The organism is Pseudomonas sp. PB101, from assembly GCF_009764265.1.
Classification (GTDB): Bacteria; Pseudomonadota; Gammaproteobacteria; order Pseudomonadales; family Pseudomonadaceae; genus Aquipseudomonas.
Genome location: NZ_RWIR01000004.1, coordinates 13,617 through 39,074 on the forward strand (window position 1 = coordinate 13,617; position 25,458 = coordinate 39,074).

Genomic DNA, 25,458 nt, shown 5'->3' on the forward strand with positions numbered 1-25,458 from the left:
AAGCGTCCTGCTTACTGACCAGTCATCTGGGCGAGTGGAAGAGGGGTGTCGTCGATCTGCACTTTCTCGCCGGGGCGGGCGTGCTGCAGGCCCTCGATGACAATGCGGTCGCCTGCTTTCAGGCCACCGGTGACGATCCAGCGATCATTCTGCACGGCGCCGAGTTCGACCGGCTGCTGGCCGACACGCTGCTCGGAGTCGAGCAGCAGCACCTGGGCGATACCGGCGCTGTCGCGCTGGATGGCCCGTTGCGGCACGCTGATGCCCTGCTGGTTGACCGCCTGTTCCAGGCGCACGCGCACGAAACTGCCGGGCAGCAGGTCGAGGTCGGGATTGGGGAATTCGCTGCGCAGGATGATCTGGCCGGTGCCGGGGTCGACGGTGATGTCGCTGAACAGCATTTTGCCCGGCAGCGGGTAGAGGCTGCCGTCATCCTGAATCAGCGTGGCCTTGGCCTGGTCCTGGCCGACCTGCTGCAACTGGCCGGAACGGAAGGCCCGGCGCAGCTCGTTGAGTTCGCGGGTGGACTGGGTCAGGTCGGCGTGAATCGGGTTCAGTTGCTGGATCAGTGCCAGCGGCGTGGTTTCGTTCTGCCCCACCAATGCGCCTTCGGTGACCAGCGCCCGGCCGATGCGCCCGGAGATCGGCGCGGTGACGGTGGCGTAGCCGAGGTTCAGCTTTGCCCGCTCCACGGCGGCTTTATTGGCGGCGACGTCGGCGGCAGTCTGCCGTGCGTTGGCCCGGGCGTTGTCGTAGTCCTGGCCGCTGATGGCCTTGTCGTCGATCAACTGGGCGTAGCGTTGCTCCTGCAACCGGGCCTGGAACGCGTTGGCCTCGGCCTTGCGCAACGCTGCTTCGGCGCTGTCCAGGTCGGCCTTGAACGGCGCCGGATCGATGCGGAACAACACATCCCCTTGTTTGACGTCACTGCCTTCGCGGAAGGTCCGCTGCAAGACCACGCCGGCCACGCGGGCACGCACTTCGGCCATGCGCGGTGCGGCAATCCGCCCGCTCAGTTCGCTGCTGATGGTCAGTGGCTGCGCTTCGATGGTCTCGATGCGAACCGTGGCCAGCGGCGCCTGTTCCTCGGCGTTCGAGGCCTTGTCACACGCGGCCAGTGTCAACGCCAGAGCAATCAGACTGAGCCTGGCAAGCAGATTCTTCGACATGTAATACCCCATTAAAGACTCCCGGCATGCTACCGGGCGCAGGCGAGGGTAGCGGTGAAGCTTTGTTGGTGCTGTGTGAAATTGTGTAAGGGTTTTACTCAGAGACGGGTGAGGGCGTATATCCTTCAGTCCTTGATTTCTATTGCGCCTGACAGATCGCTTTCGCGGGCAAGCCCGCTCCCACAGTGGTCGGTGGTGTTCATAACATTTGTGTTCACCGCAAATCCCTGTGGGAGCGGGCTTGCCCGCGAAGAGGCCGGAACAGACGCCAAAGCACTTTCTGGAAACACCCCATGCCCAACATCCTCCTGGTCGAAGACGACACCGCCCTCGCCGAACTGATTGCCAGCTACCTGGAGCGCAACGGTTATTCCGTCAGCGTGATCGGTCGTGGCGATCATGTGCGCGAACGTGCGCGAGTCAGTCCGCCGGACCTGGTCATTCTCGACCTGATGCTGCCCGGCCTCGACGGCTTGCAAGTCTGTCGCCTGCTGCGCGCCGACTCGGCGACCTTGCCGATCCTCATGCTTACCGCCCGCGACGACAGCCACGACCAGGTGCTGGGCCTGGAAATGGGCGCCGACGACTACGTCACCAAACCCTGCGAGCCACGGGTGCTGTTGGCACGGGTGCGGACCCTGTTGCGACGCAGCAGCCTCGGCGAGCCGCAGACCGCCAATGACCGCATTCTGATGGGCAACCTGTGCATCGATCTATCGGAGCGCACCGTGACCTGGCGCGAGCAGTTGGTCGACCTGTCCAGCGGCGAGTACAACCTGCTGGTGGTGCTGGCCCGGCATGCCGGTGAGGTGTTGAGCCGCGACCAGATCCTGCAACGCCTGCGCGGCATCGAATTCAACGGCACCGACCGTTCGGTGGACGTGGCGATCTCCAAGCTGCGGCGCAAGTTCGACGACCACGCCGGCGAGGCGCGCAAGATCAAGACCGTGTGGGGCAAGGGCTATCTGTTCAGCCGTTCCGAGTGGGAATGCTGAGCCGATGTTCAGGATCCTCTTTCGCCTGTACCTGGTGACCATCGTCTCGTTCAGCGCCGCGATCTACCTGGTGCCGGACCTGGTGGTCAAGGTGTTCCACGAGCGCTTTGTCACCTACAACCTCGATTATTCGCGAGGGTTGCAAACCCTGATCGTCAAACAGTTCCACGGGGTCCCGGCCGAACAGTGGCCGGCCCTGGCCGCTGCAATGGACAAGGACTTCGCTCCTCTGCACATCGTGCTCAGCAGCAATGACGACAGCAGCCTGACCCCTGATGAACAGCAGCGCTTGCGCCGCGGCGAGAACGTCGTGCGCGTGGGCGACTGGGGCTGGCGCACGCTGGCGGTCGCGCCGCTGAATGAGCACACCGTGGTGCAAATGGTGGTGCCGCCGGACCCGCTGGACGTCAACCTGTTGTACTGGAGCATCAACGTACTGATCGGTGCGACCATGCTCGCCTGCCTGTTGCTGTGGCTGCGCCCGCACTGGCGCGACCTGGAACGCCTCAAGGGCGCTGCCGAACGCTTCGGCAAGGGCCACCTGGGCGAGCGCACGCAAATCTCCCCGAGTTCCAACATCGGCAGCCTGGCCGGTGTGTTCGACACCATGGCCGGCGACATCGAGAACCTGCTCAACCAGCAGCGCGACTTGCTCAATGCGGTGTCCCACGAGTTGCGCACGCCGCTGACGCGCCTGGATTTCGGCCTGGCGCTGGCGCTCTCCGACGACTTGCCGACAGCCAGTCGCGAACGCCTGCAAAGCCTGGTGGCGCACATTCGCGAACTCGATGAGCTGGTGCTGGAGCTGCTGTCCTACAGTCGCCTGCAAAACCCGGCGCAACTGCCGGAGCAGGTCGAGGTGTCGCTGGATGAGTTCATCGACAGCATTCTTGGCAGCGTCGACGAAGAGCTGGAGTCCCCGGAAATCGTCATCGACGTGCTGCTGCACGGCCAGCTCGAACGCTTCAGCCTGGACCCGCGCCTGACCGCGCGCGCCTTGCAGAACCTGCTGCGCAACGCCATGCGCTATTGCGAGAAACGCATTCAGATCGGTGTGCAGGTATCCGCCGACGGCTGTGAGATCTGGGTCGACGATGACGGCATCGGTATTCCGGACGACGAGCGTGAGCGGATTTTCGAACCTTTCTACCGCCTCGACCGCAGTCGCGACCGTGCCACCGGCGGCTTCGGCCTGGGACTGGCGATCAGCCGCCGCGCACTGGAGGCCCAGGGCGGCACCCTGACGGTAGAAGCCTCGCCACTGGGTGGGGCGCGGTTTCGCTTGTGGTTGCCGACGCCGCGTTGAATACGACAAACGGCAGCCGCTTCTGTCAGATTTTACAGTAGCAAGGCGCTGCGCTTGCGCGTTTCATTGATCTGCGACATCACGAGAAGGTGGCAGGGCGGGAGGAGAAGAATGAGCGCGCCAATAACAAGAGCCTGCGGGCAAGGCACAATCAGTGCAATCAGGGACGTCAGGGTCGAGAGCGTGTCGACAAAGTTCGCGATGGTCTTGCCCGATGGCGGCCGCAGCAGGTTGGCGATCAGGATCGGACCCAACATCACCGCAGGGGGGAGCGCCTGTTTTCTGGTTGGCGATGCGGTGAAATTTACCCTGACGAAGGGGGCTGGCGGAGAGCTGTTGAAGGCACACGACCTTGAGAAGTCGGGCGTCGACGGCAAGGCCACCTGAAGTCTGGCGCGGTCTTTTTACGACCCCGCAAGCCATTGTCGGTGCCTCAAGTGCTCAAGCGGCTGCGCAACAGCTTGGCCATCTCCTCCAGGTCCGTCATCGGCTGATGCCCGATGAGCATCCAGGCGTGTTCCGTGTCAGCCCAGTACACGATGTTCAGCTCGCGCCGCTGCTCCCGGGCCAAATGCCGGATGCCGTTATTGGAGCGGGTGACACACAGCGCCATGGGGCCGTGCGCCGGATCGAGGTAGGTGATCTGGGCGATGGGTGCACCGTCGTACTCGAGAATTTGCGCACGCTTGAACTCGGCACGCGGCAGGCTCAGTTTGGCCGGCGCGAGCTCGAGGCCCAGGCGTGTATCGATGGTCCGCAGCTGGGCCCGCTGGGTGGTCTCGTCAGCGGGCAGATGATCGAGGGTTTCCGGCACGTAGAGCGCCATGTAGTCGGCCACCAGGCCACGCCAGTTGTGGGTCTGTTGACTCGCTTGCCAGCCGAGAAACAGGCGGTCCGCCAGCACGCCGCCGGCCACCAGCCCGGCTGCGGCGGCAAGAAACCAGCGCCGGCTGAGCCCCGGGCGCACGGGGGAGGGCAGCGTGGCGAGCATGCCTTGCAGGCGGTCCACCGGCGCCTGCCGGGCCAGTTCATCGTAGGCCTCCTTGAACGGCAGGCTGCTGCGATCCAGCCATTGCAGGCGCAGGCTGAGCATCGGGTCGGCGATGAGGGCCGCGTCGATGCGCGAACGCTGCTCGGCGTCGAGTTGGTTGTCGAGGTAAGCCACCAGTTGTTCGTCCGAGGGTATCGCGTTCATCAATGTTCTCCTCGGTTGGGGGTGGGCACCGTGTGCAACGGTGGATACTCGGCCAGTTTCGCCCGCGCCGCGGCCAGGCGGCTCATGACCGTGCCGATGGGCACTTGCAGCACGTCGGCGACTTCGCGGTAGGACAAGCCTTCGACGTAGGCGAGAAACACCGTTTCGCGCTGGGCCTCGGGCAATGCATCGACACGGCGGATGACCTGTGCCGCCAATACGTGGGTCTGCGCCACGGACTCCCCATCGAACGACAAGGCCTGATCGGCATCCACCTGGCCCTGACCCTGACGCACCCGCTGGGCGCGGACTTCGTTGAGCCAGATCGAATGCAGAATGCTCAGCAGCCAGCGGTCCATGCGCGTCCCCGGCACATACTGTGCGGCCCGCTCCAGCGCCCGCACACAGGTCGCCTGCACTAGGTCATCGGCGATATGCCGTTGTCGGGACAACAGCAGGCCGTAGCGCCATAAACGCGCCAGATGCTGGTTCAGTTCCGTTCGTATTGCCTGATCGCTGGCGATGGCGACCTCCGTCCGCTCGGGTTGTCAGGTTTTCGATGAACCGTCGATGGCTTCGGCCAGGTCCTGGTACTCCTCGCACCGGGTGTTGCCGCAGATGGCCTTGATCTGCTGCAGTTGCTCCTGTGCAAGGTCCAGCCGGCCTTTGATCACATAGGCCTCGCCAAGGTACTCGCGGACTTGCGCGTACTGCGGGTCGAGCTTCACCGATTGCAGGTAATAACCGATGCCTTCGTCGGTACGCCCCAGTTTACGCGTGGCGTAGCCGCGATAGTTCAGCGCTTTTGCGGTATTTGGCTGTTTCAGCGTGTCGAGCAGGGCCAGGGCTTCTTCATAACGCCCGTCCTTGGCCAGTCGATAGGCGTAGTTCGTGCGGTCTTCGTCGGGCACCAGGTTGCTGGTCTGCTTGACGCAGCGCTGCGATCGGGTATCGAGCACCTGGCCTTTGGGGCAATTGGGCTTGGCGGGCGCCTCGTCGTCGCCGCCACCGCCGTTGGCCAGGGCCAGGGAGCCGGACAACGCAACGGTCAGCAAAAGCGGGGTCATCAGAGCTGCAAAACGAATATTCATGGGCATTGCTCCACAGGTTGATGCGTTTCAGATCAGGTCGCGCCCCGTCGGATGCAGCGCAAGGTTGATGTGATGAGAACACCTCAGCATGAACAATTATTCGTTGGAGTCTCAACCCAGCAAACGAATCGGAGCCCCTGCCGACCAGGCCTGGATGTCCTCGATCATTTGCGAGAAAAACAGTTGGTAGTTCTGTTGGCTCACGTACCCGACATGGGGCGTGGCCAGCACGTTGTCCAGGGTCCGGAACGGATGGTGGGCGGGCAGCGGCTCATGCTCGAAGACGTCCAGGGCGGCACCGGCCAGCCGTTGTTTCTGCAGCGCCTTGATCAACGCCGCTTCATCGACAATCGGCCCGCGAGCGGTGTTGACCAGCAGGGCCGTGGGTTTCATCCAGCCCAGTGCCTGGGTATCCACCATGCCGCGACTGCGTTCACTGAGCACCAGGTGCACCGACAACACGTCGGCCTGCTCGAACAGTTCCTGCTTGCTGACATGGGTCACGCCGGCTTGCGCCGCACGCTCGGCGGTGAGGTTTTCACTCCAGGCGATGACACGCATGCCGAACACCTGACCGAACTGCGCGACGCGCTGGCCGATGCTGCCAAGGCCGAGGATAGCCAGCGTCTTGCCGTGCAGGTCGCCACCCAGGCCTTGTTGCCACTGGCCGGCACGCAAGGCATTGGCTTCGGATACCAGATTGCGGGTGGCGGCCATGATCAGCGCCCAGGTCAGTTCCGGCGCGGCGTGTTTGTAGCTGTCGCTGCCGCTGACCTGAATGCCCAGTGCGGCGGCGGCTTTCAGGTCGAGGGCAGCGTTGCGCATGCCGCCGGTCACCAGTAGCTTGAGCCTGGGCAGGCGACGCAACAGGTCTTCATCGAAACGGGTGCGCTCGCGCATCACGCAGATCACTTCAAAACCGGCCAGGCGCTCGGCCAGTGTCGCGTTGTCGGCGGGGTAGTCATGGAGAAAACTCACCTGGCCGACGCTGTCCAGCGCCGACCAGTCCACCACATCCCGCGCCACGTCCTGCCAATCATCAAGCACTGCAATCTGCACAGGCATCAGCTTTTCCTCTTCAACGCACGGGGTTGGTCTTGTTCAGCCAGGCGAGCAGCGCCTGGTGGAATCGTGCCGGTTCTTCCATCTGCGGCGCGTGGCCCAAGCCGGGGAATTCGACCAGCGTGGACTGGGGAATCAGCTTGGCCACTTGTTTGCCGAGGACGTCGTAGTGCCCGATCTTCGCCTTGACCCCGGGAGGGGCGATGTCACTGCCGATGGCGGTGGTATCGGACGTACCGATCAACAGCAGGGTCGGCACTTTCAGGTCCTTGAATTCGTAGTACACCGGCTGGGTGAAGATCATGTCGTAGATCAGCGCCGAGTTCCAGGCGACTTGCGTATGTCCCGGGCCCTTGTTCAAGCCGGCGAGCATGTCGACCCAGCGATCGAATTCCGGTTTCCAGCGACCGCCGTAATAGGTGCTGCGTTCATAGTTGCGGATACCCTCGGCGCTGAGCTTGAGTTCGCGCTCGTACCATTGATCGACCGTGCGATAGGGCACGCCGAGGGCTTTCCAGTCTTCCAGGCCGATGGGGTTGACCAGTGCCAGTTGCTCGACCTGTTCGGGGAATTGCAAGGCATAGCGCGTGGCGAGCATGCCGCCGGTGGAATGCCCCAGCAGGGTGGCTTTCTGGATGCCCAGCGCCTTGAGCAATTGCTGGGTGTTCGTCGCCAGTTGCTGGAAGCTGTACTGATAGTGCGCCGGTTTGCTGGAGGTGCAGAAGCCGATCTGGTCCGGGGCGATGACCCGGTAGCCGGCATCGCTCAGGGCTTTGATCGAGGTGTCCCAGGTGGCGCCGCAGAAATTCTTGCCGTGCATCAGCACCACGCTGCGGCCATTGGCCTTGCCGTGGGCAGCGACGTCCATGTAACCCATTTGCAGGGATTGGCCCTGGGATTCAAAGGCGAAGTGCTTGAGCGTGTACGGATAATCGAAGCCCTGGAGTTCGGGGCCGTATTGCGGTCCTTCGGCGAGGGCGATGGCAGGCAGTACAGCGCTCAGCAGCAGAGCGGGTAACCAGCGGGAAAAGGGACGCGACATGGGACGGCTCCATGGAAAATCCGCCCATGCTGGGTCGGTTCGATTAGGGCGGCATTAAACACAGGCAATCATCGCCCTGGATGGTTCAACCCATCCAGCCCAAAGTCGCCATGGCCAGCACGCCGTAGCGGGCACCTTTGGCCAGGGTGACGATCAGTAGGAAGCGCCCCAGCGGCTCGCGCATGACCCCGGCGACCAGCGTCAGGGGATCGCCGATCACCGGCAGCCAACTGAGCAGCAAGGACCAATGGCCGTAGCGCTGGTAATGCAACCGGGCTTTTTCCAGGTGCCGGGGGCTCACCGGAAACCAGCGCCGGTCGCGGAACCGTTCGATCCCGCGCCCCAGCCACCAGTTAAGCAGCGAGCCCAGAACGTTGCCCAGGGTTGCCACTGCCAGCAATGCCCACAGCCAGTAGCGGTCGCTGAGCAGCAGGCCGACCAGCACGGCTTCGGATTGCAGCGGCAACAGCGTGGCGGCACCGAATGCCGCGAAAAACAGTCCGAAGTACGCGCCGGACATCAATGGGCGGGGTAGTCCGCAACCACCACGTCGGTGCCGTCCTTTTTCAGGCCGATGACCTGATAGGCATCGCTCATGCCGTCCATTTCCATGCCGGGCGAGCCCATGGGCATGCCGGGGGCGGCGACGCCCAGCAGATCGTCGCGCTTGCTCAGGGCCAGGACCTGGTCGGCCGGGACATGGCCTTCAACGAACTTGCCGTTGATCAACGCGGTGTGGCACGACGCCAGGCGCGGCGGCACGCCGTGTTGTTGCTTGAACTCGCTCATGTTGGCTTCGACGTGGTCCTCGACCTTGAAGCCGTTGGCCTCAAGGTGGGTGATCCATTTTTTGCAGCAACCACAATTGGCGTCGCGGTGGACTTCAATCGGGATCAGGTCGGCGGCCTGGGCCAGGGAGGACAGCAGCAGGGCGCTCAGGGCGATCAGGCGCAGAGGGTTTCGCATGGGGTTCGTCTCGGCTAACGGGCAAAAAAATGCATTCTGACCATTTTATCCGGTCAGGCATTCAAGGAGTGTTTCCAAGTACTACAAAGATTCGCCTTTCGATGATGCGGGATGAATGCTGTCAGGCAGATGAGAGACACATTACAAAATCGTCAGGTTGAAACGCCGAGAGTAAGTAGCGGTGTTGGTACAAGCCAACTAGTCGCTATGTGCGAAAAGTCAGAAAGGCAATTCTTTGAGGCGCCAAGCCCCCAATAAACAGTAAGCTTACAGTATGTATCTTGGCATCAAGGACCCTGACGCGAAGTTCAATGCGCTGGAATACTTCGCGTCGCAACTGGACAATATCCAGAGCAACAATCTTAAGGGAAACAAGTACGCCAATTACTTGATTCCCGAGTTCAAGAAAGCGATCTACGTCCTGTAAAACCTGGAAACCTACGGCAAGAGCAACGGCCCCATGGCGAGGCCAGGCAGCAGTCTCTCGGCCAAGGCCTGACGCGGTGTTGCCCGGCCCGCCCGGTTCGTCCGGCGGGCCGGCGACCCTCAGCGGTCGAGCAGTTTCATGACTTCTTCCGGATAACGCAGGCCAGCGGTGGCATGTGGCGCAAAGATCGTCTCCAGCGCCTGCAGTTCCTCAGCGTTCAGCTTCACCTGCAGAGCGGCCACGTTTTCCTCCAGGTATTGGCGTTGCTTGGTGCCCGGAATCGGAATCAGGTAATCACCCTGAGCCAGTACCCACGCCAGCGCCAGTTGCCCGGCGGTCACGCCTTTCTCTGCCGCGAGCGCCTGGACGTGCTGCACCAGCAGCAGGTTTTTCGCGAAGTTTTCGCCCTGGAAACGCGGGCTGAAACGGCGATAGTCGTCTGCCGCGAAGTCATCCGGACTTTTCAACGCACCGGTCAGAAAGCCCCGGCCCAACGGGCTGTAAGGTACAAAGGCGACGCCCAGACGCTGGCAGGCCGCCAGGCAACCGTTTTCTTCCTGATCACGGCTCCACAACGAATACTCACTTTGCAGCGCGCTGATCGGGTGAACCTTGTGCGCGCGTTCCAGGGTCGCCACCGAGGCCTCGCTCAGTCCCAGGTAACGCACCTTGCCGGCACTGACCAGTTCGGCCATGGCGCCAACGGTTTCTTCGATGGCCACCTGCGGGTCGATGCGGTGCTGGTAGTACAGGTCGAGGGTGTCCACGCCGAGGCGTTTCAAGCTGCCGTCGATGGACTGGCGAATGTATTCCGGTCGTCCGTTCACGCCCCTGGCGCCAGGATTTTCCGGGTCGCGGACGATGCCGAACTTGCTGGCCAGGAACACCTGGTCGCGCTTGCCGGCAATGGCCTTGCCGATCAGTTCTTCATTGGTGTGCGGGCCGTACATGTCGGCGGTATCGAGAAAATTGACCCCCAGTTCCAGCGCGCGATGCAGGGTGGCCGTGGCTTCGCGGGTATCGGTGCCGGTGGTGTAGAAGTCGGTCATGCCCATGCAGCCCAGGCCGATGGCCGACACCAGCGGACCGTTTTTTCCCAGTTGACGTGTGTGCATGAAATCAGCTCCCTGTGAAGTGAATGGCCATTGTTCGCCTCGACAGAAACAAGATAAACCGGCTAAAACCGCTATCACTATTCGTAAAATCTAAACAATCCATCGGTGGAACCAGCAATGGACCGTTTCAACGCCATGCGCGTCTTTACCCGAGTCGTCGAGCTCGGCGGCTTTGCCAGGGCCGCCGACAGCCTGCAATTGCCCCGGGCCTCGGTCACGACCCTGATCAAGCAATTGGAGGCGCATCTGGGGGTGCAACTGCTGCAACGCACCACGCGGCAGATCAGCCTGACGCTCGACGGCGCGGCTTATTACCCCCGTTGCGTGCGTTTGCTGGCGGACCTGGAAGAGACCGAAGCGGTCTTCAGTGCCGCACGCCACAATCCCAAAGGGCTGTTGCGCGTGGACATGCCGGCGGGCGTGGGGCGACTGGTGGTGATTCCGGCACTGCCACAATTTACCGCACGCTATCCGTTGATCGAACTGGAAATCGGCTTGAATGACCGTCCGGTGGACCTGATTCGCGAAGGCGTCGACTGTGTGTTGCGCGGCGGCTCGCCGCTGGACGATTCACTGGTGGCACGGCCACTGGTGATGATGGATCAGGTGACCTGTGCCAGCCCCGGTTATCTGCAACGCCACGGCACGCCGAGTACCCTGGATGACTTGCGCGGGCACCGGATGGTCGAGTACTTCTCCGGCATCAGCGGCAAGCGTTTCGGGCTGGAGTTTGTCGTGGATGGCCAGGTGCAGGCGCTCGATTTGCCCAAGCAGGTGGCGGTCAACAGTGCCGATGGTTATCTGGCGGCGTGCGAGGCCGGGTATGGACTGGTGCAGACGCCGTACTATCACGTGGCGCGGCAACTGGAGGAGGGGCGTTTGTATGAAGTGCTGCCCCAAGTGCCGCCACCGGGCATGCCGATGACGGCGCTTTATCCGCCGCACCGCCAGTTATCCCGGCGGGTGCGTGTGTTTGTCGATTGGCTGGTGGAGCTGTGTGCCCAGCCTGGCAATGACTTTTACCGCAAGGATCGAGGACGTTGAACAGCCGTTAACGGTGTGGGTTGTAACCCGGTCCGCCATGGTCGTAGTAGTGATCGTGATGCCAACCCCCGTGCGGGAAAACAATGCAACCGCTCAGGGTCAGAATGGCCAGCAGGGGAATCAGCAGTGTGATTCGACGCAACATTTGAAACTCCTCATGGTTATCGCCGCAATGAAGCTAAAACTCTTCATCGGCTGTAACATGAGACCCCGCTTGTAGCCCCTTATCCCCGAAACAGGGTAAGCGCTTGGCATGCATGTCGATACAAACCGGACACATTTTCAGATTCAGGAACCCGCAATGACTCAGTCGCAACGTTTGAAATACTCGATTCTGATCTCCCTGATCGTACTGGGGATCATGTTTGGCCTTTCCTGGTTGCAGAACACGGGCGTCATCAGCGAAAAACTGTTCCAGTACATCGCCATTGGCGTGGCGGTGATCGTGGTCGTCGTCAATGGCGTGATGCGCCGCAAGGTCAAGCCCTGATCAGTTGCTCAGGTCACGCAGTATCGCTGCAGCCTGGGGATGCAGGCTGTAGCTTTTGTCCGGGTTGAGGACAATCACGCCTTCGCTGCACAAGCGCTTGAGCACTTCACGCACGCTGAGAAAGGACAGGGGAATATCCAGGTCCAGCAATTGGCTGTGCACGCCGCGCACCCCGAGGCTGCGGTCGCTTTCGGCGGCCGTCAGCAAGGCATCGATGACTTTCAGGCGAATCAGACTGGTGCGCAGGCCATAGCTCTTGAGCAGGATTCTGATCCGCTCGTTGCCGTGGCGATCGCTACGCGGCTCGAATACGCCGACTCCCATGGAAGTACCCTTTGGCGCGTTGCTACCGTCCGTTGGCAGTTGCGAGTTGTACATTGCAAAACTCCTTTTCAGAGCCTGATCAGGAAAAAGTTGGGCGCTCTTACAAGACTAGACGTATGAGCAGACCAAATCATGAAGGCTCGAATGTAGAAATTTTGTCGCCGTCATGTGATGAGCCTGTCAGTTCGCACTTCAACGTGCGCTAAACGCTAAATTGTGGTTCTTCACGCAATCCCGGAAAACTGTAGGAGCCGGCTTGCTGGCGATGGACTCACGTGCGCCGCGTTTATCCTGGTTACACGCGTTATCGTTGACGACCATCGCTGGCAAGCCAGCTCCTACAAGAGACCGCGTGACCTCCACCTGTAGGAGCCGGCTTGCCGGCGATGGACTCGGGTGCGCCGCGTTTATCCTGGTTACACGCGTTATCGTTGACGACCATCGCTGGCAAGCCAGCTCCTACAAGAGATCGCGTGACCTCCACCTGTAGGAGCCGGCTTGCTGGCGATGGACTCGGGTGCGCCGCGTTTATCCTGGTTACACGCGTTATCGTTGACGACCATCGCCAGCAAGCCGGCTCCTACAACCGGTGAAAGCCGCTAAATTTTTGCTGTGAGCTTCGTCCCTACAGGGAGGCACCGCGCGCGTGGGTACGCGCAACGGTGGCCATGGTTTTTTCGATCAGGAGCGAGCGTGATTATTTCCAGCCAGTTAACCAGGTTGAGCCTGGCGGGTTTGACTCTGGGGTTGAGCCTTGCGGCGAGCGCCAGCACTGCGCCTGCGCAGACATCCGCCGACATCCGCCGAACCAGTTTCGGCGTACCGCACATCCGCGCCGACAACGAGCGCGGGCTGGGCTACGGCATCGGCTATGCCTACGCCCAGGACAACCTGTGCCTGCTGGCCAACGAGATCACCACCGTCAACGGCGAACGTTCACGGTATTTCGGGCCGGACCAGTTCACCGTCGAAGAGCGGGAGAACCTGGTCAGCGATCTGTTCTTCACCTGGCTCAACACCCCGCAAGCCGTCGCCGGTTTCTGGCAGGCCCAGACCCCGCAAGTGCGTGAGCTGATCGAGGGCTATGTGGCGGGGTTCAACCGCTCCTTGAGCGAACGACGTGCCCAGGGTCTGCCGCAGCAGTGCCAGGGTGAGTGGGTGCGGGACATCACGGCGATGGACCTGGTCAAGCTGACCCGGCGCCTGTTGGTCGAAGGCGGTGTCGGCCAGTTCGCCGAAGCCCTGGCCGGTGCCACGCCGCCCAAGGCCGAGACCCAGGCGTCGAACGCCCCGGCAGCGTTCCAGGTGGCCGCCACGCGCATGCAGCGCTTTGCCCTGGATCGCGGCAGTAACGCGGTCGCCATCGGCAGCGAGCGTTCCTTTAACGGCCGCGGCATGCTGCTGGCCAACCCGCACTTCCCGTGGGTGGGCGGCATGCGTTTTTATCAGATGCACCTGACCATTCCCGGCAAACTGGACGTGATGGGCGCGGCGTTGCCCGGCCTGCCACTGATCAACATCGGTTTCAATCAACACCTGGCCTGGACCCATACCGTGGATTCGTCCAGGCACTTCACGCTGTATCGCCTGCAACTCGATCCCAAGGACTCGACCCGTTACCTGCTCGATGGCGAGTCCCTGCCGATGGACAAGCAGACCGTGACCGTCAACGTCAGGCAAGCGGACGGGCAGGTCCAGGCAGTTTCCCATGTGGTCTACAGCTCGAAGTTCGGTCCGGTGGTGCAATGGCCCGGAAAGCTCGATTGGGATCATCAGTACGCCTTCAGCCTGCGCGACGCCAATCTGGACAACGACCGCGTCCTGCAGCAGTGGTACGCGATGAACCGCGCCGAAAACCTCAAGGACTTCCAGGCTTCGGTCCACAGGATCCAGGGCATTCCGTGGGTCAACACGCTGGCGGCGGACGACCAGGGGCAGACGCTGTACATGAACCTCTCGGTGGTGCCCAACGTCAGCGTCGACAAGCTGGCGCAATGCAGCGATCCGCGGATCGGCCTGCAGATGATCATTCTTGACGGTTCCAACAGCGCCTGCGCCTGGGACATCGACCCGCAGGCGCCACAATCCGGCATTTATGCATCGGACAAGTTGCCGCAACTGCTGCGCAAGGATTTCGTCCAGCACTCCAACGATTCGGCATGGATGGCCAACCCGGCGCAACCGCTGACCGGCTATTCACCGCTGATCAGCCAGGATGGCCAGCCACTGGGCCTGCGCTCGCGCTTTGCGCTGGACCGTTTGAACACGTTGAGCGAGGCCGGCAAGGTCGCGGTCGCGGATTTGCAGCGCATGGTCATGGACGATCAGGTGTATCAGGCGGCTCAAGTGATGCCGGACCTGTTGCAGTTCTGCGCGGCGGATCTGGGTGCCGATGCAAAAAGCCTCGGGTCACTGTGTGCCAGCCTCAAGGCCTGGGACCGCAAGGCCAACCTCAACAGCGGCCTGGGTTTTGTGCACTTCCAGAATGTCATGGAGGCGTTGGCGCCGGTGCCGGACGTATGGCGTGTCGCCTTCGATCCGCAGGACCCGCAACATACCCCGCGTGGGCTGGCAATCGACCGCCCGGACGTGGCGAAGGCACTGCGGGCGGCGATGCTGGCTTCGGCCGGGCAGGTCGAGGCGTCAGGTCTCAAGCCGGACACTCGCTGGGGCGATATCCAGGTGGTCAGCAGCGGCGGGCGACAAACGCCGATCCATGGCGGACCGGGTACGCTCGGTGTCTACAACGCCATCCAGAGCGTGCCGCGCAGCGATGGCAAGCGCGAGGTGGTCAGTGGCACGAGTTACCTGCAAGTGGTGACCTTTGACGAAAACGGACCGCAGGCCAAGGGGTTGCTGGCGTTCTCGTTGTCGAGTGACCCGGCGTCGAAGTTTTCCCGGGATCAGACCCAGGCCTTCTCGCAGAAGCAATGGAGTGTGCTGCCCTTCACCGAGCAACAGATCACGTCCGATCCGCAGTACCAGGTGCAGACGATCCGACAGCAGGAGGCCAAGGTCGCCGCGCAGTAAGACAGTGGTGTTTCAGATGAACGCTGAAGGCCGCACCCCGCAAGGGTGGCGGCCTTTTCAGCTTTTCGGGGTCTTCTGCGGAATCGCGTTGACCACCAGATTGCCGTTGTCATTGCGCGTCAGGTAGACCGGCAGCACGCGCGGCAGGGACTTCACCAGGCTGTTGATCTCCTTGATGTTGTAGATGCCGCCGATATGGATCGAGCCGGTGCTGTTGTCCGCGACCACCAGCGGTTTGTCCAGGTAGCGATTGATCAATGGCAGTGCATCGCTCAGCGCCAGATCGTCGAGCACCAGCTTGCCCTGGCGCCACGCCAGCGAACTGTCATCTTCATAGGTCTGGCTGATGCGGGGAATGAAGTCGCCCTGGCGATAACTGGCCTGCATCGCCGGGTCAAGACGCAAACCGTCGCCGGGCAGGTCGGTGTTGCTGCTGACCAGCACCGAGCCCTCGATCAGGTTGACCTTGACCTGGTCTTCATACATCCACACGTTGAATTGGGTCCCGGTCACGCGAATCCGGCCTTCGGCGGCCTTGACCACAAACGGGTGACGGGTGTCATGGCTGACGCTGAAGTAGGCTTCGCCTTTTTTCAGCGTGACTTGCCGCTGATCCTTGTAGTTGCTGTAGGTCAGTTCACTGCCCAGGTTGAGTTCCACCTGGCTGCCATCTTTCAGGGTGACCGTGCGGACATTGTCGGTCGCTTCGAAATGCTGGTACGCGTTCGGTACCCAGCCCAGGTGCCAGCCGCCATAACCGGCCAACGGCAGCGCCATGGCACAGATCGCCGCGGCAATCGCCAGGCGGCGCCACGGGGCGTGGGTTTGGGGTTGGGGGCGAACCAGCGGTACGACGGGGTCGGGGCGGGGCAGGTCCCCGGCGACATCCCAGATCTCCAGCATCGCTTCGTACTCGAAGGCATGGAGTGGATGCGCATTGCGCCATTGCTCGAACGCCTGACGCTCTTGCTCGGTGCAGTCATTGGCGTGCAGACGCATGCACCAATGCGCAGCGGCATCGGTGATGGCGTCGTATTCGGCTTCCGAGAGCGTGTGTTCGGTCATTGGCTCATCCTGATTTCGTGCATTCTAACCTTGGGGGGCAGTCTGCGAGAACATCAGTCATGGCATTTAACCATCAATGTGTAACTTTTTTTCAACGCCTTGCCACGGGATAGCCTGTTGTCGGCTGGCATTATCGATAGGCAGGCGTGAAAAAAAGATCAAAATAATCATCCCAACGCGCAGGTCCGGGGATCTGCGCGTTGTGATGCCAGGATCAGGTTGCGGAGGCCGATGCGGCCGGCACCGGGTCCAGTTGCCGGCCCATTTCGCAGATCAGGAACGCGAGCGAATCAGCATTGTTTAAAATGACATCGGTTCTGAAGTTTGCGTTGTCCGCGTCCAGGAACGCTTCCCGCGCCTTCTCCATGGTCTTGCTGCCCGTTAACTTCAAAATGGTCTTGCCGACGTGATAGGACTCCACAATGGAATCCAGGCTGATCCACGACTGCAGGCCACTGTGCCAACGCGCGAACAGTTCCTCCTTCGGCGTGTCCAGCGACAAGGCTTTGCGCTGGAAATCCAGTTGAGACTGTTTCATGGCGATGCCAAAGGCGGTGTTCGGCGCGACCAGATCGCTGAACGGCCGCCTGGCTTCAAGGTAGGCGATGTCCACGGCCTTGGAAAACAAATGGGCGAATTCGTGGATCAGCGTGGCGGCCTGGCTGTGGCCGTCGACGTTGAAGGGTTCAGTCAGACAGGATTTGTACCAGTCGAGCTGTTGATCGAAGAACCGTTCGGTGAAATGCACGTTGCGCTGTTGATCCTTGTCCATGACAAACGCGATGAGGTTTTCCTGCGGGTCCCGGCATGTACCGACGATTATGCGATGGGAGTTCATCCAGTCTTCATCCGGGTCCACCAGCGCGTTGCAGATGGGAACAATGGCCTGTTTGATTTTGTCGATCAGCCCTTTGTCGACCGTGGCAACACCAAAGAAGCTTTTGAGGAAGGTATCCAGGCGTGTACCCGGAAGGAGTTTTCGCAATTGCACCATGTTGTGCAAACTGTTGAACGCGTAATAACGGGCCATGTCGATGGCCTGCACGATCATTCGGGCTTTTTCGGGACATCTGACGCGAATCTCGTCCATCCCGCGGGCTTCGATGTTCAGCACCTCCCTGGCGACATGGGCATGGGCTAACCGGTTGTGCATCGTCGACATGGCCTTGCCGTAGTGGACCGTGTGGATGTCCGGGTCGATCACCAGTTGCTTGTCTGGCGTGGCCAGCAATACCGGGCCTGGTTCCTTGCCTTTGACCATTCGCCAGGCTACCCCGGTCTTTTCCACGCCGTAGACCTTGCCGGCGATGGGGGCGTAGGTTTTTTTGCTCGCCGCATCGAGGTAGGTACCGTCAGCACTGTTTTTCGTCAGGTCCTTGAGTTCGACCGTGGTTTCGAACGGTTGCAGTCGCGTGCGCAGCGGCGCCGTTGAATCGACCTCGGACCACTTTGGCGCGACGATCGGGGTGGCAACCGGCGGGGCAATGGCTTCGTGGGTGACCTGGGCTGTTTCAGTCCACCCCTCCAGTGACAGCCTGCCCAACGTGATGAGTTGCACCGCACCGGCGATAAAGTCTTCAAGCGCCACTTTCCAGTGATGGTCCTGCAGCGCTTCAGCCGAGTTGAGCGCGTCCTGGTAGGCGTTCCAGAGAAACTGCAAATACGCGAGTTTGCCCGGCAACAGACCCAGGACGCGCTGGATACCGGCGCTGAACAGGTGTTTGACCGCCTCCCAGTCTGCCTGTCCGACTGCCTGCAACTGGCTGCCGAGCATGTGCGACAGCAGTTTTGTGTTGTCGTGGAACAGGTGGGTGAGCAAGTTGCCGCCAATGGGGTTGGACGCCAGGGTGATTTCGCTCAATTGCCCTGCGGTCGAATCGAGCAGGTTGCGAAACACCGACTGCTCGCTGTCCGGCAGGCGGCGGATCAGCATTTCCTGCAAGAGCCCAGGCGTATTCAGCGCCGAGACAACGCTGGCCTCGGTGTCGAACTCGATGAAAGGAGAACTGCCCGGTAGGTAAGGGGCATAGAGGACGTGCGGCCCGGCCTTTGCGTTGCCCGGGCTGACCAGGTACAGGCCCAGTGCCTTGACAGCGGCGGCGCCGGTGGTCTTGATCAGCTCCAGTGGCCGGGCGATCGCGTGCGCGCCTGGCACGGCGGCCCGCGCAATGGCGTCCGGCATGTCCAGGACCTGTCGAAGCAAATCGAACGCGCCCCTGGAAAGCCTTTGCAGCAGTTTCATCTCGTGGGCGTGTTGCAGCAGTTGCCAGGGCAGTTGTTTGACGAAGCGTTGCATCCGGCTTTCAGCGTCGGCAGTGGCCCCGGACAAGGCCTGCGTGACCTGTGTTGTGTAGCCTTGCGCAATGTTCAATGAGTGCAGCAGTTGGCGGACCGCGGCCTGGTCCAGCCCCTCGGGCAGCGTCCCGGTAGTCGTCGAGGACACCAGGAAGGCGGAGCCTTGCACGAGGCTGAGAGGGGTCAGGGCAAACTCGGTAAGGCTGCGGGCAGGGCCGATCAGGCTCAGGTCAGGGGTGATCTGAATATCGTCGGGGTCGAGCTTGATGGCGGGGAAGCGTTCACCGAGCAGTGTCGTTAAACGACCGTGCAGATACGTCCCGAGAGGGGTGATCCCGTGCAGGTAGTCTTTCTCCTCCTCGACGCTGTTGCGGTATTGCTCCAGCAATTCAACGTGCAGGCGCTGGTCTTCGAGCGGTGCCATGCCGAGCCAGGCGGGTAGTGACTGTTGCCGGGTGATCGCGCGGGCAATCGAGATGGCTCTTTGCAGGTTGCTGTTGATCCCGGCGCTGGCCAGCGCTTTCAGTGCTTTTTTCTGCTTCGTGTCGTCCAGTTTGAAGCCGCGCACGTGTTCGCAGCGCGCCAGAAAATGATCGATGGATGATCGCGCGACCTGCTCCAGTACCGGCCCTTCAATCAGTCGTAGCGCGCCCAGTGAATAGCGTTGGTGGAAGACGCGCTGGCTCGGGGTGAGGTTTTCCAGGAGCCCAAGGCGTTGTTGTGGGTCGAGCAGGCGCCGGTTCAGTTCCTGCCTGGCACGGCTGATGTTGTCGAAGACTTCCAGCCCCCGGGCGGGCGTCCACAGGATTGTCCGGCCGGAATGCGAGGCGTCGAGTCCGCCACGCTCGGTCAGAAGCAGGCAGTGGGCTAGCGGCAGCAAATTCGCTTGACCCGTGCATTCCAGCGTCACGGAGTAGGCATCGGGGCGGAAACCCTTCAGGGAAAGGCGGTTGCGCCGTTCGCCCAGATCCGGGTTGAACACCGTGTCCACAATGGCGCGGTCGGCCTCCGTCAATGTCGCGCCGAGCCCGCGCAGGCTGGCTTCGCCACGGATGCCGACGGACAGTGAATGGGCCAGGGAAGGCAGCATGTTTTCCAGGTAGACCCGCTGCAACGCCAGAGACGCGAGCGGCTGTGCGGCAAAGTCTGTGTCGATCAGCGTCTGGATGTCGCTGAAGCTCTTGGCGAACGTTGCCGCCGCATCGGCCCGTACCATGGAGGGATGCTGGTCGCCGGACAAGACCGGCCGCGTGCTCCAGCGTCCGTCGGTTTCCAGGCCCAGTAGCCGCTCGCTGATCATCGAGCGGATATCCAGCGCCTTGTCGAACAGGGCATGGATGTCCACGGCACCGTCACTGTGGCGGAACACTTGCAGGGTGTATTCGATGTTCTGCAATTGCTTGGTGACGATGGCGTCGAAGAGCTTGCTGAAGATAGCGCCGGAAATCACTTCGCCGGTCACGTTCGGCCGCTTGAAACCGCTGAAACGCTGGCGTTCGTCCAGGTTGAGCAGGCCATAGAGTTCGTCCTCGTGACCTGCCGCGCTGAATTTGCTCAGCAAGGTATCGCGCAAGTCCTGATAATTCTTGAGCACTTGCAAGCCTTGGGTGGGCGTGTACAGGAACGCACTGCTGGCGCTGACCATCAGCGAGCCGGCCAGCTCAGCGTAGTTGGCCTGGTATTCCCACAGGCGTACGGTTTCGATCGACATTGACGGGTTGGTGTGGCTGTTCGCTGTGATCAACGCATGCAGGTCAAGGCTTTGCTGTGGGGTGATGATCCCGGCTTCGCGCTTGAGCAGCAGTTGCACCCGCGCCTGGTCGGCGATGGCGCGGCCGAAAAATGCGCGACGCGACACGCCATCGGCACTCGCCGCGTCCCAATAATGCTCGAGTTGTCCAGCCAGCAGGCTGAGCAGTTTACGCGAGACGGTCGTGACCGCCGTGTCCCAGAGCGCCTGGTCAGCCATTACCGGGGACATTTTCGGATGGGCAAACTCATGGGACTGCCCCGACGGCCAACGCTGATGGCGGTAGTGAAGAAGCACGGCATCACTCAGCGACAGGGAGTTGACCCAGCGTCGCACCGAACGGCCTGCGTCATCGCCGTCCTCAGTCGCAGCCTGGTAGAAATTCACCCGGGTCCGGCTCTGATCCACGCCGGGAAAGGACGCGGACAGTTGCTCCGTCAGCAATGCATTGAGCAGCGCGGTAAGGGACGGCAGCGCCTTGAGCTCATCGAGCAGGGCCTGGTCGTTGAGTTGCTGATTGCTGGAGAGGGTGTTGCGCTGGTCTTCGAACACGTCGCCTTCGATGGTGTGAAAGTCCAGTTCGATCTCGCTGGCGCCCACCACGGCCTTGCGTTGTGAAAGCGCCATGAAGGCGAGCAGTTCGTCGTCCTCGTCCGCAGCTTTGAGTAGCGTCTGCACCTTTGTGGCCAGGGCGTCGCGGTTGTCGAATTTCTGTATTCCGCCGTACGGGGTGTAGAGAATCACGCCGTTGTCATCGGGCATCGCGGTCAGCAAAAAGCTGCCGGCCAGTGCCAAAGGTTCCAGTCCCGGAATTTTCAGCAGGATTGTTTTTGCCAGCATGGGGGGCGTCTGCTCATCGCGCAGGGCCTGGCTGGCCAGTTCGGTATGGCGCAACCACTCGAAGTCCTTTTGCGTCAGCCCGTGGGCCTTGCCAAGTTCATTCCAGAGGCCGGGCAATGTCAGTGCCTCGGGGAAAAACAGCGCAGTTACTGATGTAGACATCGTCGAGTCTCGTTCAAGGTGCCATTCAAGGGCACCTGTGGGTTGAGCATCGACACTAGAGGCTGCCGGGTTGAAGCAGGTGGTAGATAAATAACGCACAGGGTACGGGCATCGGTGACACGCATATGAATCATTGAGCCCGAGCCAACAGTTGACAGGTCGCTCGCCGCGCGTTGTTAATCGGCGGGTCTTTGTACGCTGTTGTTCCCTCCAATAATCATTCTGGAGCTTCAGATGTCTGCGCCACACGATCACGCGTCTACTGCGGTCCCTTCACACCTGTCGCTCGAAGCGTTGAGCGCATTGCTTGAAAAGATTTTTCTGCGCCATGGCACCTCGGCCGAGGTTGCCAGGGTGCTGGCGCAAAACTGCGCCGGCGCCGAGCGCGACGGTGCGCACAGTCACGGGGTATTCCGCATCCCGGGTTATGTTTCGACGCTGCAAAGCGGCTGGGTCAATGGGCAGGCCGTTCCAGTGGTCGAAGATGTGGCCTCCGGGTTTGTGCGGGTCGACGCCAACAACGGTTTTGCCCAACCGGCTCTGGCGGCGGCGCGCGAACTACTGGTGCAGAAGGCCCGTAGTGCCGGCATCGCGGTGCTGGCGATCCGTAACTCGCACCATTTCGCGGCCTTGTGGCCGGATGTCGAGCCCTTCGCGGACGAGGGCCTCGTGGCATTGAGCGTGGTCAACAGCATGACCTGCGTGGTGCCCCACGGCGCCGACCGGCCGCTGTTCGGCACCAACCCGATTGCCTTCGCGGCGCCGCGGGCCGATGGCGGGCCGATCGTCTTCGATCTGGCCACCAGTGCCATTGCCCATGGCGATGTGCAAATCGCCGCCCGCGAGGGCGAACGCTTGCCGGCAGGCATGGGCGTGGACAGCCTCGGGCAGCCGACCACGGACCCGAAGGCGATTCTTGAGGGCGGCGCGTTGCTGCCGTTTGGCGGGCACAAGGGTTCGGCGTTGTCGATGATGGTCGAGTTGCTCGCGGCGGCACTGACCGGCGGCAATTTTTCCTTCGAGTTCGACTGGAAGAACCACCCGGGCGCCAAGACGCCCTGGACGGGCCAATTGCTGATCGTGATCGATCCGGCCAAAGCGGCGGGGCAGAGTTTTGCCGAGCGCAGTCAGGAGCTGGTGCGACAAATGCACGGAGTCGGCTTGAAGCGTTTGCCGGGGGATCGGCGTCATCATCAACGCGCCAAATCCCGGGTCAATGGCATTGAACTGGATGCCCGGACGCTGGCGAACCTGCGGGAGCTGGCGGGGGAGTGATTCTGGGTAATGGCAAATAATGTCTAATTAACGCAACCTCTGTGGGAGCGGGCTTGCCCGCGAAGGCGTCGTGTCAGCCGGCATCAACCTTGCTGACACACCGCTTTCGCGGGCAAGCCCGCTCCCACAGGGTTCAGTGTTTGCCAGTGTTTACCGCCGCGCCAGCAACAACCCCACCACCAGGCCAAACCCGGCGGAAATCGCCACGGTCTGCCACGGATGCCCGCCGATGTAGGTTTCGGTGGCTTCGACCGCGGGCAGGGTGCGGTTGCGAACGCTGGTCACCGAATCCCTGGCCTGCTGGAGTTTCAGGGCGACTTGCCCGCGCAGGGTCTCCGCTTCTTCCCCGACCAGTGAAGCGCTGCTTTTCAGCAGCTTTTCCGACTCCTCGATCAACGACTGAAGTTCGCTGAACGCTAGATCCTTGATTTGATCTTCGGCTGCTTGCGCGGCGCTTTTGCGGGCCATTGAAGTACTCCTTGCAGGTAAGTGGACAGTGAACAATGGAGTCTGCGGTCGTCGGAAAAGTTGCAGCTATTTTGCCCGGCCAGGTCATCTTGCTGAAAAACCGGCGCAGGACATTTCGCCCTACAGTGTAAGATGTCGCCAATTTTACGCAGCAGGAAATTCCCATGAGCTTCAATCTGGCCGACAAACCCCTCGCCGAGCGCGCAGCACTTGAAGACGAGAAATCCCGTCTGTTCGAACTCTGGCAAAACAACCTGGGCAAAGCCAAGGGCGAGGCCGCACGGTTGTTCGGCGAACGGGCCAAGCGCAAAGGCAAGTGGGCGGAATGGGTGCGCGCCGAGCTGGACGGCATGTCGCCCCCGGAATTCGCCAACATGGTGCGCAGTGAAGTCAATCGCCTGATGGCGGCCAGCAAGTAACCTCGGCTGTCAGGCGAAACTCGCCACAATCGCCTCGCGCACTTTCAACACCACCGGGTCGAGTTGGGTGCTGGTACGCCAGCCCAGTTCGATCGGGTAGCGCGGCAAGTCCAAGGGGCAGGGCAGCAGCGCCAGCCCGCTGAGCATTGCAATGCTTTGTGCGGCGTGGGCCGGAATGGTCGCCACCGCCTGGCTGCCCTTGAGCAAGTGCGGCAACGCGGCAAAGTGCGTGGTCGAGGCGCATACCCGCCGACTCAGGCCCAGCGCCGCCAATCCTTCATCGGTAATCCCGATAAAACCGCCGGACGACACCAGGATGTGCTCGCGGGCGACGAACGCCTCGAGACTGATGCTCTGCTGGCCCTCGGCCAGGCTCGCCGGGTCCACCAGGCACAGATAAGCACCTTCCCCCAGCACCTGACGGCTGAGCAGCCGTTCGGCGAATCCGCCCGCGGTAATCGCCAGGTCAATGCTGCGTTCCAGCAACGCCTGGGCGACGATCTGGCTGTGGGTCTGGCGGAAGATCAGGCGCAACTTCGGCGCGCTGCGGGCGATTTCGTCGATCAACCTGCGGCCGTAGGCAATTTCGAAATCATCCGACATTCCCACGGCGACCGAGCGTCCTTCGTACGCTTGCGCGGCCGGATCGACCATCGCCAGGCTCTGCCGGCATTTGTTCAGGGCATCGCTGACCACCGGCTTGAGCTGGTTGGCCTTGAGCGAGGGGGCCAGGCCACGCCCGGTGCGCACGAACAACTGATCGCCATACACCTGGCGCAGTCGACGCAACGCCGCGCTGACGGCCGATTGCGTGACCCCAAGACGCAAGGCGGCGCGGCTGGCGCTGGACTCTTCGTGCAGGGCCTCGAAGACTTTGAGCAGGTTGAGGTCGATGTCGGTGATATTCATATGGCTCATATCATTCAGCAGTGAGTGGGGCTTTATTGATGATTACGTGGCGCTAGAGAATGAGCAACACCTGATGCGAACGGAGTTTTCGAGATGCCCAAGTCAATCGTTGCCGCCCTGCAAATCGGCGCCTTGCCCGGTGGCAAGGCGCAAACCCTGGAACAGATCCTGTCCTATGAAAACGCGATCATCGAAGCCGGCGCCGCATTGGTGGTGATGCCGGAAGCGCTGCTGGGCGGTTATCCCAAAGGCGAGGGCTTCGGTACGCAATTGGGCTATCGCCTGCCGGAAGGCCGCGAAGCCTTTGCCCGCTACTTTGCCAATGCCATCGACGTACCCGGCGCGGAAACCGAGGCGCTGACGGCGTTGTCCGCACGCACCGGCGCCAATCTGGTGATCGGCGTGATCGAGCGTGCCGGCAGCACCTTGCACTGCACTGCGCTGTACTTCGATCCGCAGGCCGGGCTGGTGGCCAAGCACCGCAAACTGATGCCTACCGGCACCGAACGGCTGATCTGGGGCAAGGGCGATGGCTCGACCTTGCCGGTCATCGACAGCCAGGTCGGGCGCGTTGGCGCGGTAGTGTGCTGGGAAAACATGATGCCGCTGCTGCGCACGGCGATGTACGCCAAAGGCGTGGAGGTGTGGTGCGCGCCGACCGTGGACGAGCGGGAGATGTGGCAAGTCAGCATGCGCCACATCGCCCATGAGGGACGTTGCTTCGTGGTCAGCGCCTGTCAGGTCCAGGCCTCGCCCCAGGCCCTGGGGCTGGATATCGCCAACTGGCCGGCGGATCGGCCGCTGATCGCCGGCGGCAGCGTGATCGTCGGGCCCATGGGCGACATCCTTGCCGGCCCCTTGCGTGACAGCGTCGGCCTGCTCACCGCGCAAATCGACACCGACGACCTGGTGCGCGCCCGCTACGACTTTGACGTGGTCGGTCACTACGCGCGCCCGGACGTGTTCGAGCTGAGCGTCGACGAGCGCGCCAAACCCGGGGTGCGCTTCATCGCTTGAGA

Annotated in this window: 24 protein-coding genes and 1 pseudogene; 9 read left to right on the plus strand and 16 right to left on the minus strand. The window is 61.8% G+C overall.

Features of this window, described 5'->3' with window-relative positions; translation table 11 throughout:
- Positions 1–11: 11 nt before the first annotated feature.
- The gene (locus EI969_RS00455) at positions 12–1,169 is read right to left on the minus strand and encodes an efflux RND transporter periplasmic adaptor subunit (protein ID WP_160385448.1); all 1,158 of its coding nucleotides are present in this window, start codon (positions 1,167–1,169) and stop codon (positions 12–14) included.
- Between the two features lie 293 nt (positions 1,170–1,462).
- On the opposite strand from EI969_RS00455, the gene EI969_RS00460 reads away from it, so the two are divergent.
- Entirely contained in the window at positions 1,463–2,164 is a 702-nt protein-coding gene (locus tag EI969_RS00460) for a response regulator transcription factor (protein ID WP_160385449.1), read from the plus strand.
- A gap of 4 nt (positions 2,165–2,168) precedes the next feature.
- Positions 2,169–3,470 carry an ATP-binding protein gene (locus EI969_RS00465; RefSeq protein WP_160385450.1) on the plus strand — a complete coding sequence of 434 codons (1,302 nt, stop codon included), beginning with the start codon at positions 2,169–2,171 and terminating at the stop codon, positions 3,468–3,470.
- 32 nt (positions 3,471–3,502) lie between these two features.
- On the opposite strand, the gene EI969_RS00470 is transcribed toward EI969_RS00465, so the two are convergent.
- From EI969_RS00470 to EI969_RS00505, 8 genes are all read right to left on the minus strand, one after another.
- The gene (locus EI969_RS00470; protein ID WP_160385451.1) at positions 3,503–3,853 is read right to left on the minus strand and encodes a hypothetical protein; all 351 of its coding nucleotides are present in this window, start codon (positions 3,851–3,853) and stop codon (positions 3,503–3,505) included.
- A 50-nt stretch (positions 3,854–3,903) separates the two neighbouring features.
- Positions 3,904–4,665 (minus strand): anti-sigma factor, encoded by a 762-nt coding sequence (locus EI969_RS00475; RefSeq protein WP_160385452.1) that lies wholly within the window; start codon positions 4,663–4,665, stop codon positions 3,904–3,906.
- A complete protein-coding gene (locus tag EI969_RS00480) occupies positions 4,665–5,147 on the minus strand; it encodes an RNA polymerase sigma factor (RefSeq protein ID WP_256678156.1) in 483 nt (160 codons plus the stop codon). The genes EI969_RS00475 and EI969_RS00480 overlap by 1 nt, the downstream gene beginning before the upstream one ends.
- A gap of 66 nt (positions 5,148–5,213) precedes the next feature.
- On the minus strand, positions 5,214–5,756 hold the full coding sequence (locus EI969_RS00485) for a tetratricopeptide repeat protein (RefSeq protein ID WP_160385453.1): 543 nt from the start codon (positions 5,754–5,756) through the stop codon (positions 5,214–5,216).
- 111 nt (positions 5,757–5,867) lie between these two features.
- Complete coding sequence (locus EI969_RS00490; RefSeq protein ID WP_160385454.1) at positions 5,868–6,821, minus strand: D-2-hydroxyacid dehydrogenase family protein; 954 nt, start codon at positions 6,819–6,821, stop codon at positions 5,868–5,870.
- A gap of 13 nt (positions 6,822–6,834) precedes the next feature.
- Positions 6,835–7,860: an alpha/beta fold hydrolase gene (locus EI969_RS00495; protein WP_160385455.1), complete on the minus strand. Its 1,026-nt coding sequence runs from the start codon at positions 7,858–7,860 to the stop codon at positions 6,835–6,837.
- Between the two features lie 85 nt (positions 7,861–7,945).
- Positions 7,946–8,380 carry a YqaA family protein gene (locus tag EI969_RS00500; RefSeq protein ID WP_160385456.1) on the minus strand — a complete coding sequence of 145 codons (435 nt, stop codon included), beginning with the start codon at positions 8,378–8,380 and terminating at the stop codon, positions 7,946–7,948.
- Positions 8,380–8,826 (minus strand): DUF411 domain-containing protein, encoded by a 447-nt coding sequence (locus EI969_RS00505; protein WP_160385457.1) that lies wholly within the window; start codon positions 8,824–8,826, stop codon positions 8,380–8,382. The genes EI969_RS00500 and EI969_RS00505 overlap by 1 nt, the downstream gene beginning before the upstream one ends.
- A gap of 289 nt (positions 8,827–9,115) precedes the next feature.
- Between EI969_RS00505 and EI969_RS30180 the strand changes: the two are divergent.
- Positions 9,116–9,325: pseudogene (locus tag EI969_RS30180) on the plus strand (hypothetical protein); the annotation flags it as partial.
- Positions 9,326–9,372: 47 nt separating this feature from the next.
- On the opposite strand, the gene EI969_RS00510 reads toward EI969_RS30180, so the two are convergent.
- Positions 9,373–10,368 (minus strand): aldo/keto reductase, encoded by a 996-nt coding sequence (locus EI969_RS00510; protein WP_160385458.1) that lies wholly within the window; start codon positions 10,366–10,368, stop codon positions 9,373–9,375.
- 117 nt (positions 10,369–10,485) lie between these two features.
- On the opposite strand from EI969_RS00510, the gene EI969_RS00515 reads away from it, so the two are divergent.
- The gene (locus tag EI969_RS00515) at positions 10,486–11,412 is read left to right on the plus strand and encodes a LysR family transcriptional regulator (protein ID WP_160385459.1); all 927 of its coding nucleotides are present in this window, start codon (positions 10,486–10,488) and stop codon (positions 11,410–11,412) included.
- 7 nt (positions 11,413–11,419) lie between these two features.
- On the opposite strand, the gene EI969_RS30185 is transcribed toward EI969_RS00515, so the two are convergent.
- Positions 11,420–11,557, minus strand: a complete 138-nt coding sequence (locus EI969_RS30185) for a hypothetical protein (RefSeq protein WP_178120491.1) — start codon at positions 11,555–11,557, stop codon at positions 11,420–11,422.
- Between the two features lie 156 nt (positions 11,558–11,713).
- Here EI969_RS30185 and EI969_RS00520 point away from each other — a divergent pair, with 156 nt between their 5' ends.
- Positions 11,714–11,902, plus strand: coding sequence for a hypothetical protein (locus EI969_RS00520; RefSeq protein ID WP_160385460.1), 189 nt, complete (start codon positions 11,714–11,716; stop codon positions 11,900–11,902).
- On the opposite strand, the gene EI969_RS00525 is transcribed toward EI969_RS00520, so the two are convergent.
- Positions 11,903–12,280: a fe2+ zn2+ uptake regulation protein gene (locus EI969_RS00525; protein ID WP_160385461.1), complete on the minus strand. Its 378-nt coding sequence runs from the start codon at positions 12,278–12,280 to the stop codon at positions 11,903–11,905.
- Between the two features lie 639 nt (positions 12,281–12,919).
- Here EI969_RS00525 and EI969_RS00530 point away from each other — a divergent pair.
- Entirely contained in the window at positions 12,920–15,256 is a 2,337-nt protein-coding gene (locus tag EI969_RS00530; protein WP_160385462.1) for an acylase, read from the plus strand.
- 57 nt (positions 15,257–15,313) lie between these two features.
- Here the strand turns inward: EI969_RS00530 and EI969_RS00535 are convergent, their stop codons facing one another.
- Positions 15,314–16,321, minus strand: a complete 1,008-nt coding sequence (locus EI969_RS00535; protein ID WP_160385463.1) for a FecR family protein — start codon at positions 16,319–16,321, stop codon at positions 15,314–15,316.
- Positions 16,322–16,535: 214 nt separating this feature from the next.
- Positions 16,536–21,368, minus strand: coding sequence for a dermonecrotic toxin domain-containing protein (locus EI969_RS00540; protein ID WP_160385464.1), 4,833 nt, complete (start codon positions 21,366–21,368; stop codon positions 16,536–16,538).
- Between the two features lie 234 nt (positions 21,369–21,602).
- Here EI969_RS00540 and EI969_RS00545 point away from each other — a divergent pair, with 234 nt between their 5' ends.
- Positions 21,603–22,643 (plus strand): Ldh family oxidoreductase, encoded by a 1,041-nt coding sequence (locus tag EI969_RS00545; RefSeq protein WP_160385465.1) that lies wholly within the window; start codon positions 21,603–21,605, stop codon positions 22,641–22,643.
- A 150-nt stretch (positions 22,644–22,793) separates the two neighbouring features.
- Here EI969_RS00545 and EI969_RS00550 read toward each other — a convergent pair whose 3' ends face one another.
- Complete coding sequence (locus EI969_RS00550) at positions 22,794–23,111, minus strand: YqjD family protein (RefSeq protein ID WP_160385466.1); 318 nt, start codon at positions 23,109–23,111, stop codon at positions 22,794–22,796.
- A 164-nt stretch (positions 23,112–23,275) separates the two neighbouring features.
- Between EI969_RS00550 and EI969_RS00555 the strand changes: the two genes are divergently transcribed.
- A complete protein-coding gene (locus tag EI969_RS00555; protein WP_160385467.1) occupies positions 23,276–23,530 on the plus strand; it encodes a hypothetical protein in 255 nt (84 codons plus the stop codon).
- Positions 23,531–23,539: 9 nt separating this feature from the next.
- Here the strand turns inward: EI969_RS00555 and EI969_RS00560 are convergent, their stop codons facing one another.
- Positions 23,540–24,448, minus strand: coding sequence for a LysR family transcriptional regulator (locus EI969_RS00560; protein ID WP_160385468.1), 909 nt, complete (start codon positions 24,446–24,448; stop codon positions 23,540–23,542).
- An 84-nt stretch (positions 24,449–24,532) separates the two neighbouring features.
- Here EI969_RS00560 and EI969_RS00565 point away from each other — a divergent pair, with 84 nt between their 5' ends.
- The gene (locus EI969_RS00565; protein ID WP_160385469.1) at positions 24,533–25,456 is read left to right on the plus strand and encodes a carbon-nitrogen hydrolase family protein; all 924 of its coding nucleotides are present in this window, start codon (positions 24,533–24,535) and stop codon (positions 25,454–25,456) included.
- Positions 25,457–25,458: the final 2 nt, after the last annotated feature.

Excerpts from the sequence above, each read along its gene's own strand:
- EI969_RS00455 (WP_160385448.1), bottom strand. The coding sequence starts at position 1,169 with ATGTCGAAGAATCTGCTTGCCAGGCTCAGTCTGATTGCTCTGGCGTTG.
- EI969_RS00460 (WP_160385449.1), top strand. The coding sequence starts at position 1,463 with ATGCCCAACATCCTCCTGGTCGAAGACGACACCGCCCTCGCCGAACTG.
- EI969_RS00465 (WP_160385450.1), top strand. The coding sequence starts at position 2,169 with ATGTTCAGGATCCTCTTTCGCCTGTACCTGGTGACCATCGTCTCGTTC.
- EI969_RS00475 (WP_160385452.1), bottom strand. The coding sequence starts at position 4,665 with ATGAACGCGATACCCTCGGACGAACAACTGGTGGCTTACCTCGACAAC.
- EI969_RS00485 (WP_160385453.1), bottom strand. The coding sequence starts at position 5,756 with ATGAATATTCGTTTTGCAGCTCTGATGACCCCGCTTTTGCTGACCGTT.
- EI969_RS00490 (WP_160385454.1), bottom strand. The coding sequence starts at position 6,821 with ATGCCTGTGCAGATTGCAGTGCTTGATGATTGGCAGGACGTGGCGCGG.
- EI969_RS00495 (WP_160385455.1), bottom strand. The coding sequence starts at position 7,860 with ATGTCGCGTCCCTTTTCCCGCTGGTTACCCGCTCTGCTGCTGAGCGCT.
- EI969_RS00500 (WP_160385456.1), bottom strand. The coding sequence starts at position 8,380 with ATGTCCGGCGCGTACTTCGGACTGTTTTTCGCGGCATTCGGTGCCGCC.
- EI969_RS00505 (WP_160385457.1), bottom strand. The coding sequence starts at position 8,826 with ATGCGAAACCCTCTGCGCCTGATCGCCCTGAGCGCCCTGCTGCTGTCC.
- EI969_RS00510 (WP_160385458.1), bottom strand. The coding sequence starts at position 10,368 with ATGCACACACGTCAACTGGGAAAAAACGGTCCGCTGGTGTCGGCCATC.
- EI969_RS00515 (WP_160385459.1), top strand. The coding sequence starts at position 10,486 with ATGGACCGTTTCAACGCCATGCGCGTCTTTACCCGAGTCGTCGAGCTC.
- EI969_RS30185 (WP_178120491.1), bottom strand. The coding sequence starts at position 11,557 with ATGTTGCGTCGAATCACACTGCTGATTCCCCTGCTGGCCATTCTGACC.
- EI969_RS00520 (WP_160385460.1), top strand. The coding sequence starts at position 11,714 with ATGACTCAGTCGCAACGTTTGAAATACTCGATTCTGATCTCCCTGATC.
- EI969_RS00525 (WP_160385461.1), bottom strand. The coding sequence starts at position 12,280 with ATGTACAACTCGCAACTGCCAACGGACGGTAGCAACGCGCCAAAGGGT.
- EI969_RS00535 (WP_160385463.1), bottom strand. The coding sequence starts at position 16,321 with ATGACCGAACACACGCTCTCGGAAGCCGAATACGACGCCATCACCGAT.
- EI969_RS00540 (WP_160385464.1), bottom strand. The coding sequence starts at position 21,368 with ATGTCTACATCAGTAACTGCGCTGTTTTTCCCCGAGGCACTGACATTG.
- EI969_RS00545 (WP_160385465.1), top strand. The coding sequence starts at position 21,603 with ATGTCTGCGCCACACGATCACGCGTCTACTGCGGTCCCTTCACACCTG.
- EI969_RS00550 (WP_160385466.1), bottom strand. The coding sequence starts at position 23,111 with ATGGCCCGCAAAAGCGCCGCGCAAGCAGCCGAAGATCAAATCAAGGAT.
- EI969_RS00555 (WP_160385467.1), top strand. The coding sequence starts at position 23,276 with ATGAGCTTCAATCTGGCCGACAAACCCCTCGCCGAGCGCGCAGCACTT.
- EI969_RS00560 (WP_160385468.1), bottom strand. The coding sequence starts at position 24,448 with ATGAGCCATATGAATATCACCGACATCGACCTCAACCTGCTCAAAGTC.
- EI969_RS00565 (WP_160385469.1), top strand. The coding sequence starts at position 24,533 with ATGCCCAAGTCAATCGTTGCCGCCCTGCAAATCGGCGCCTTGCCCGGT.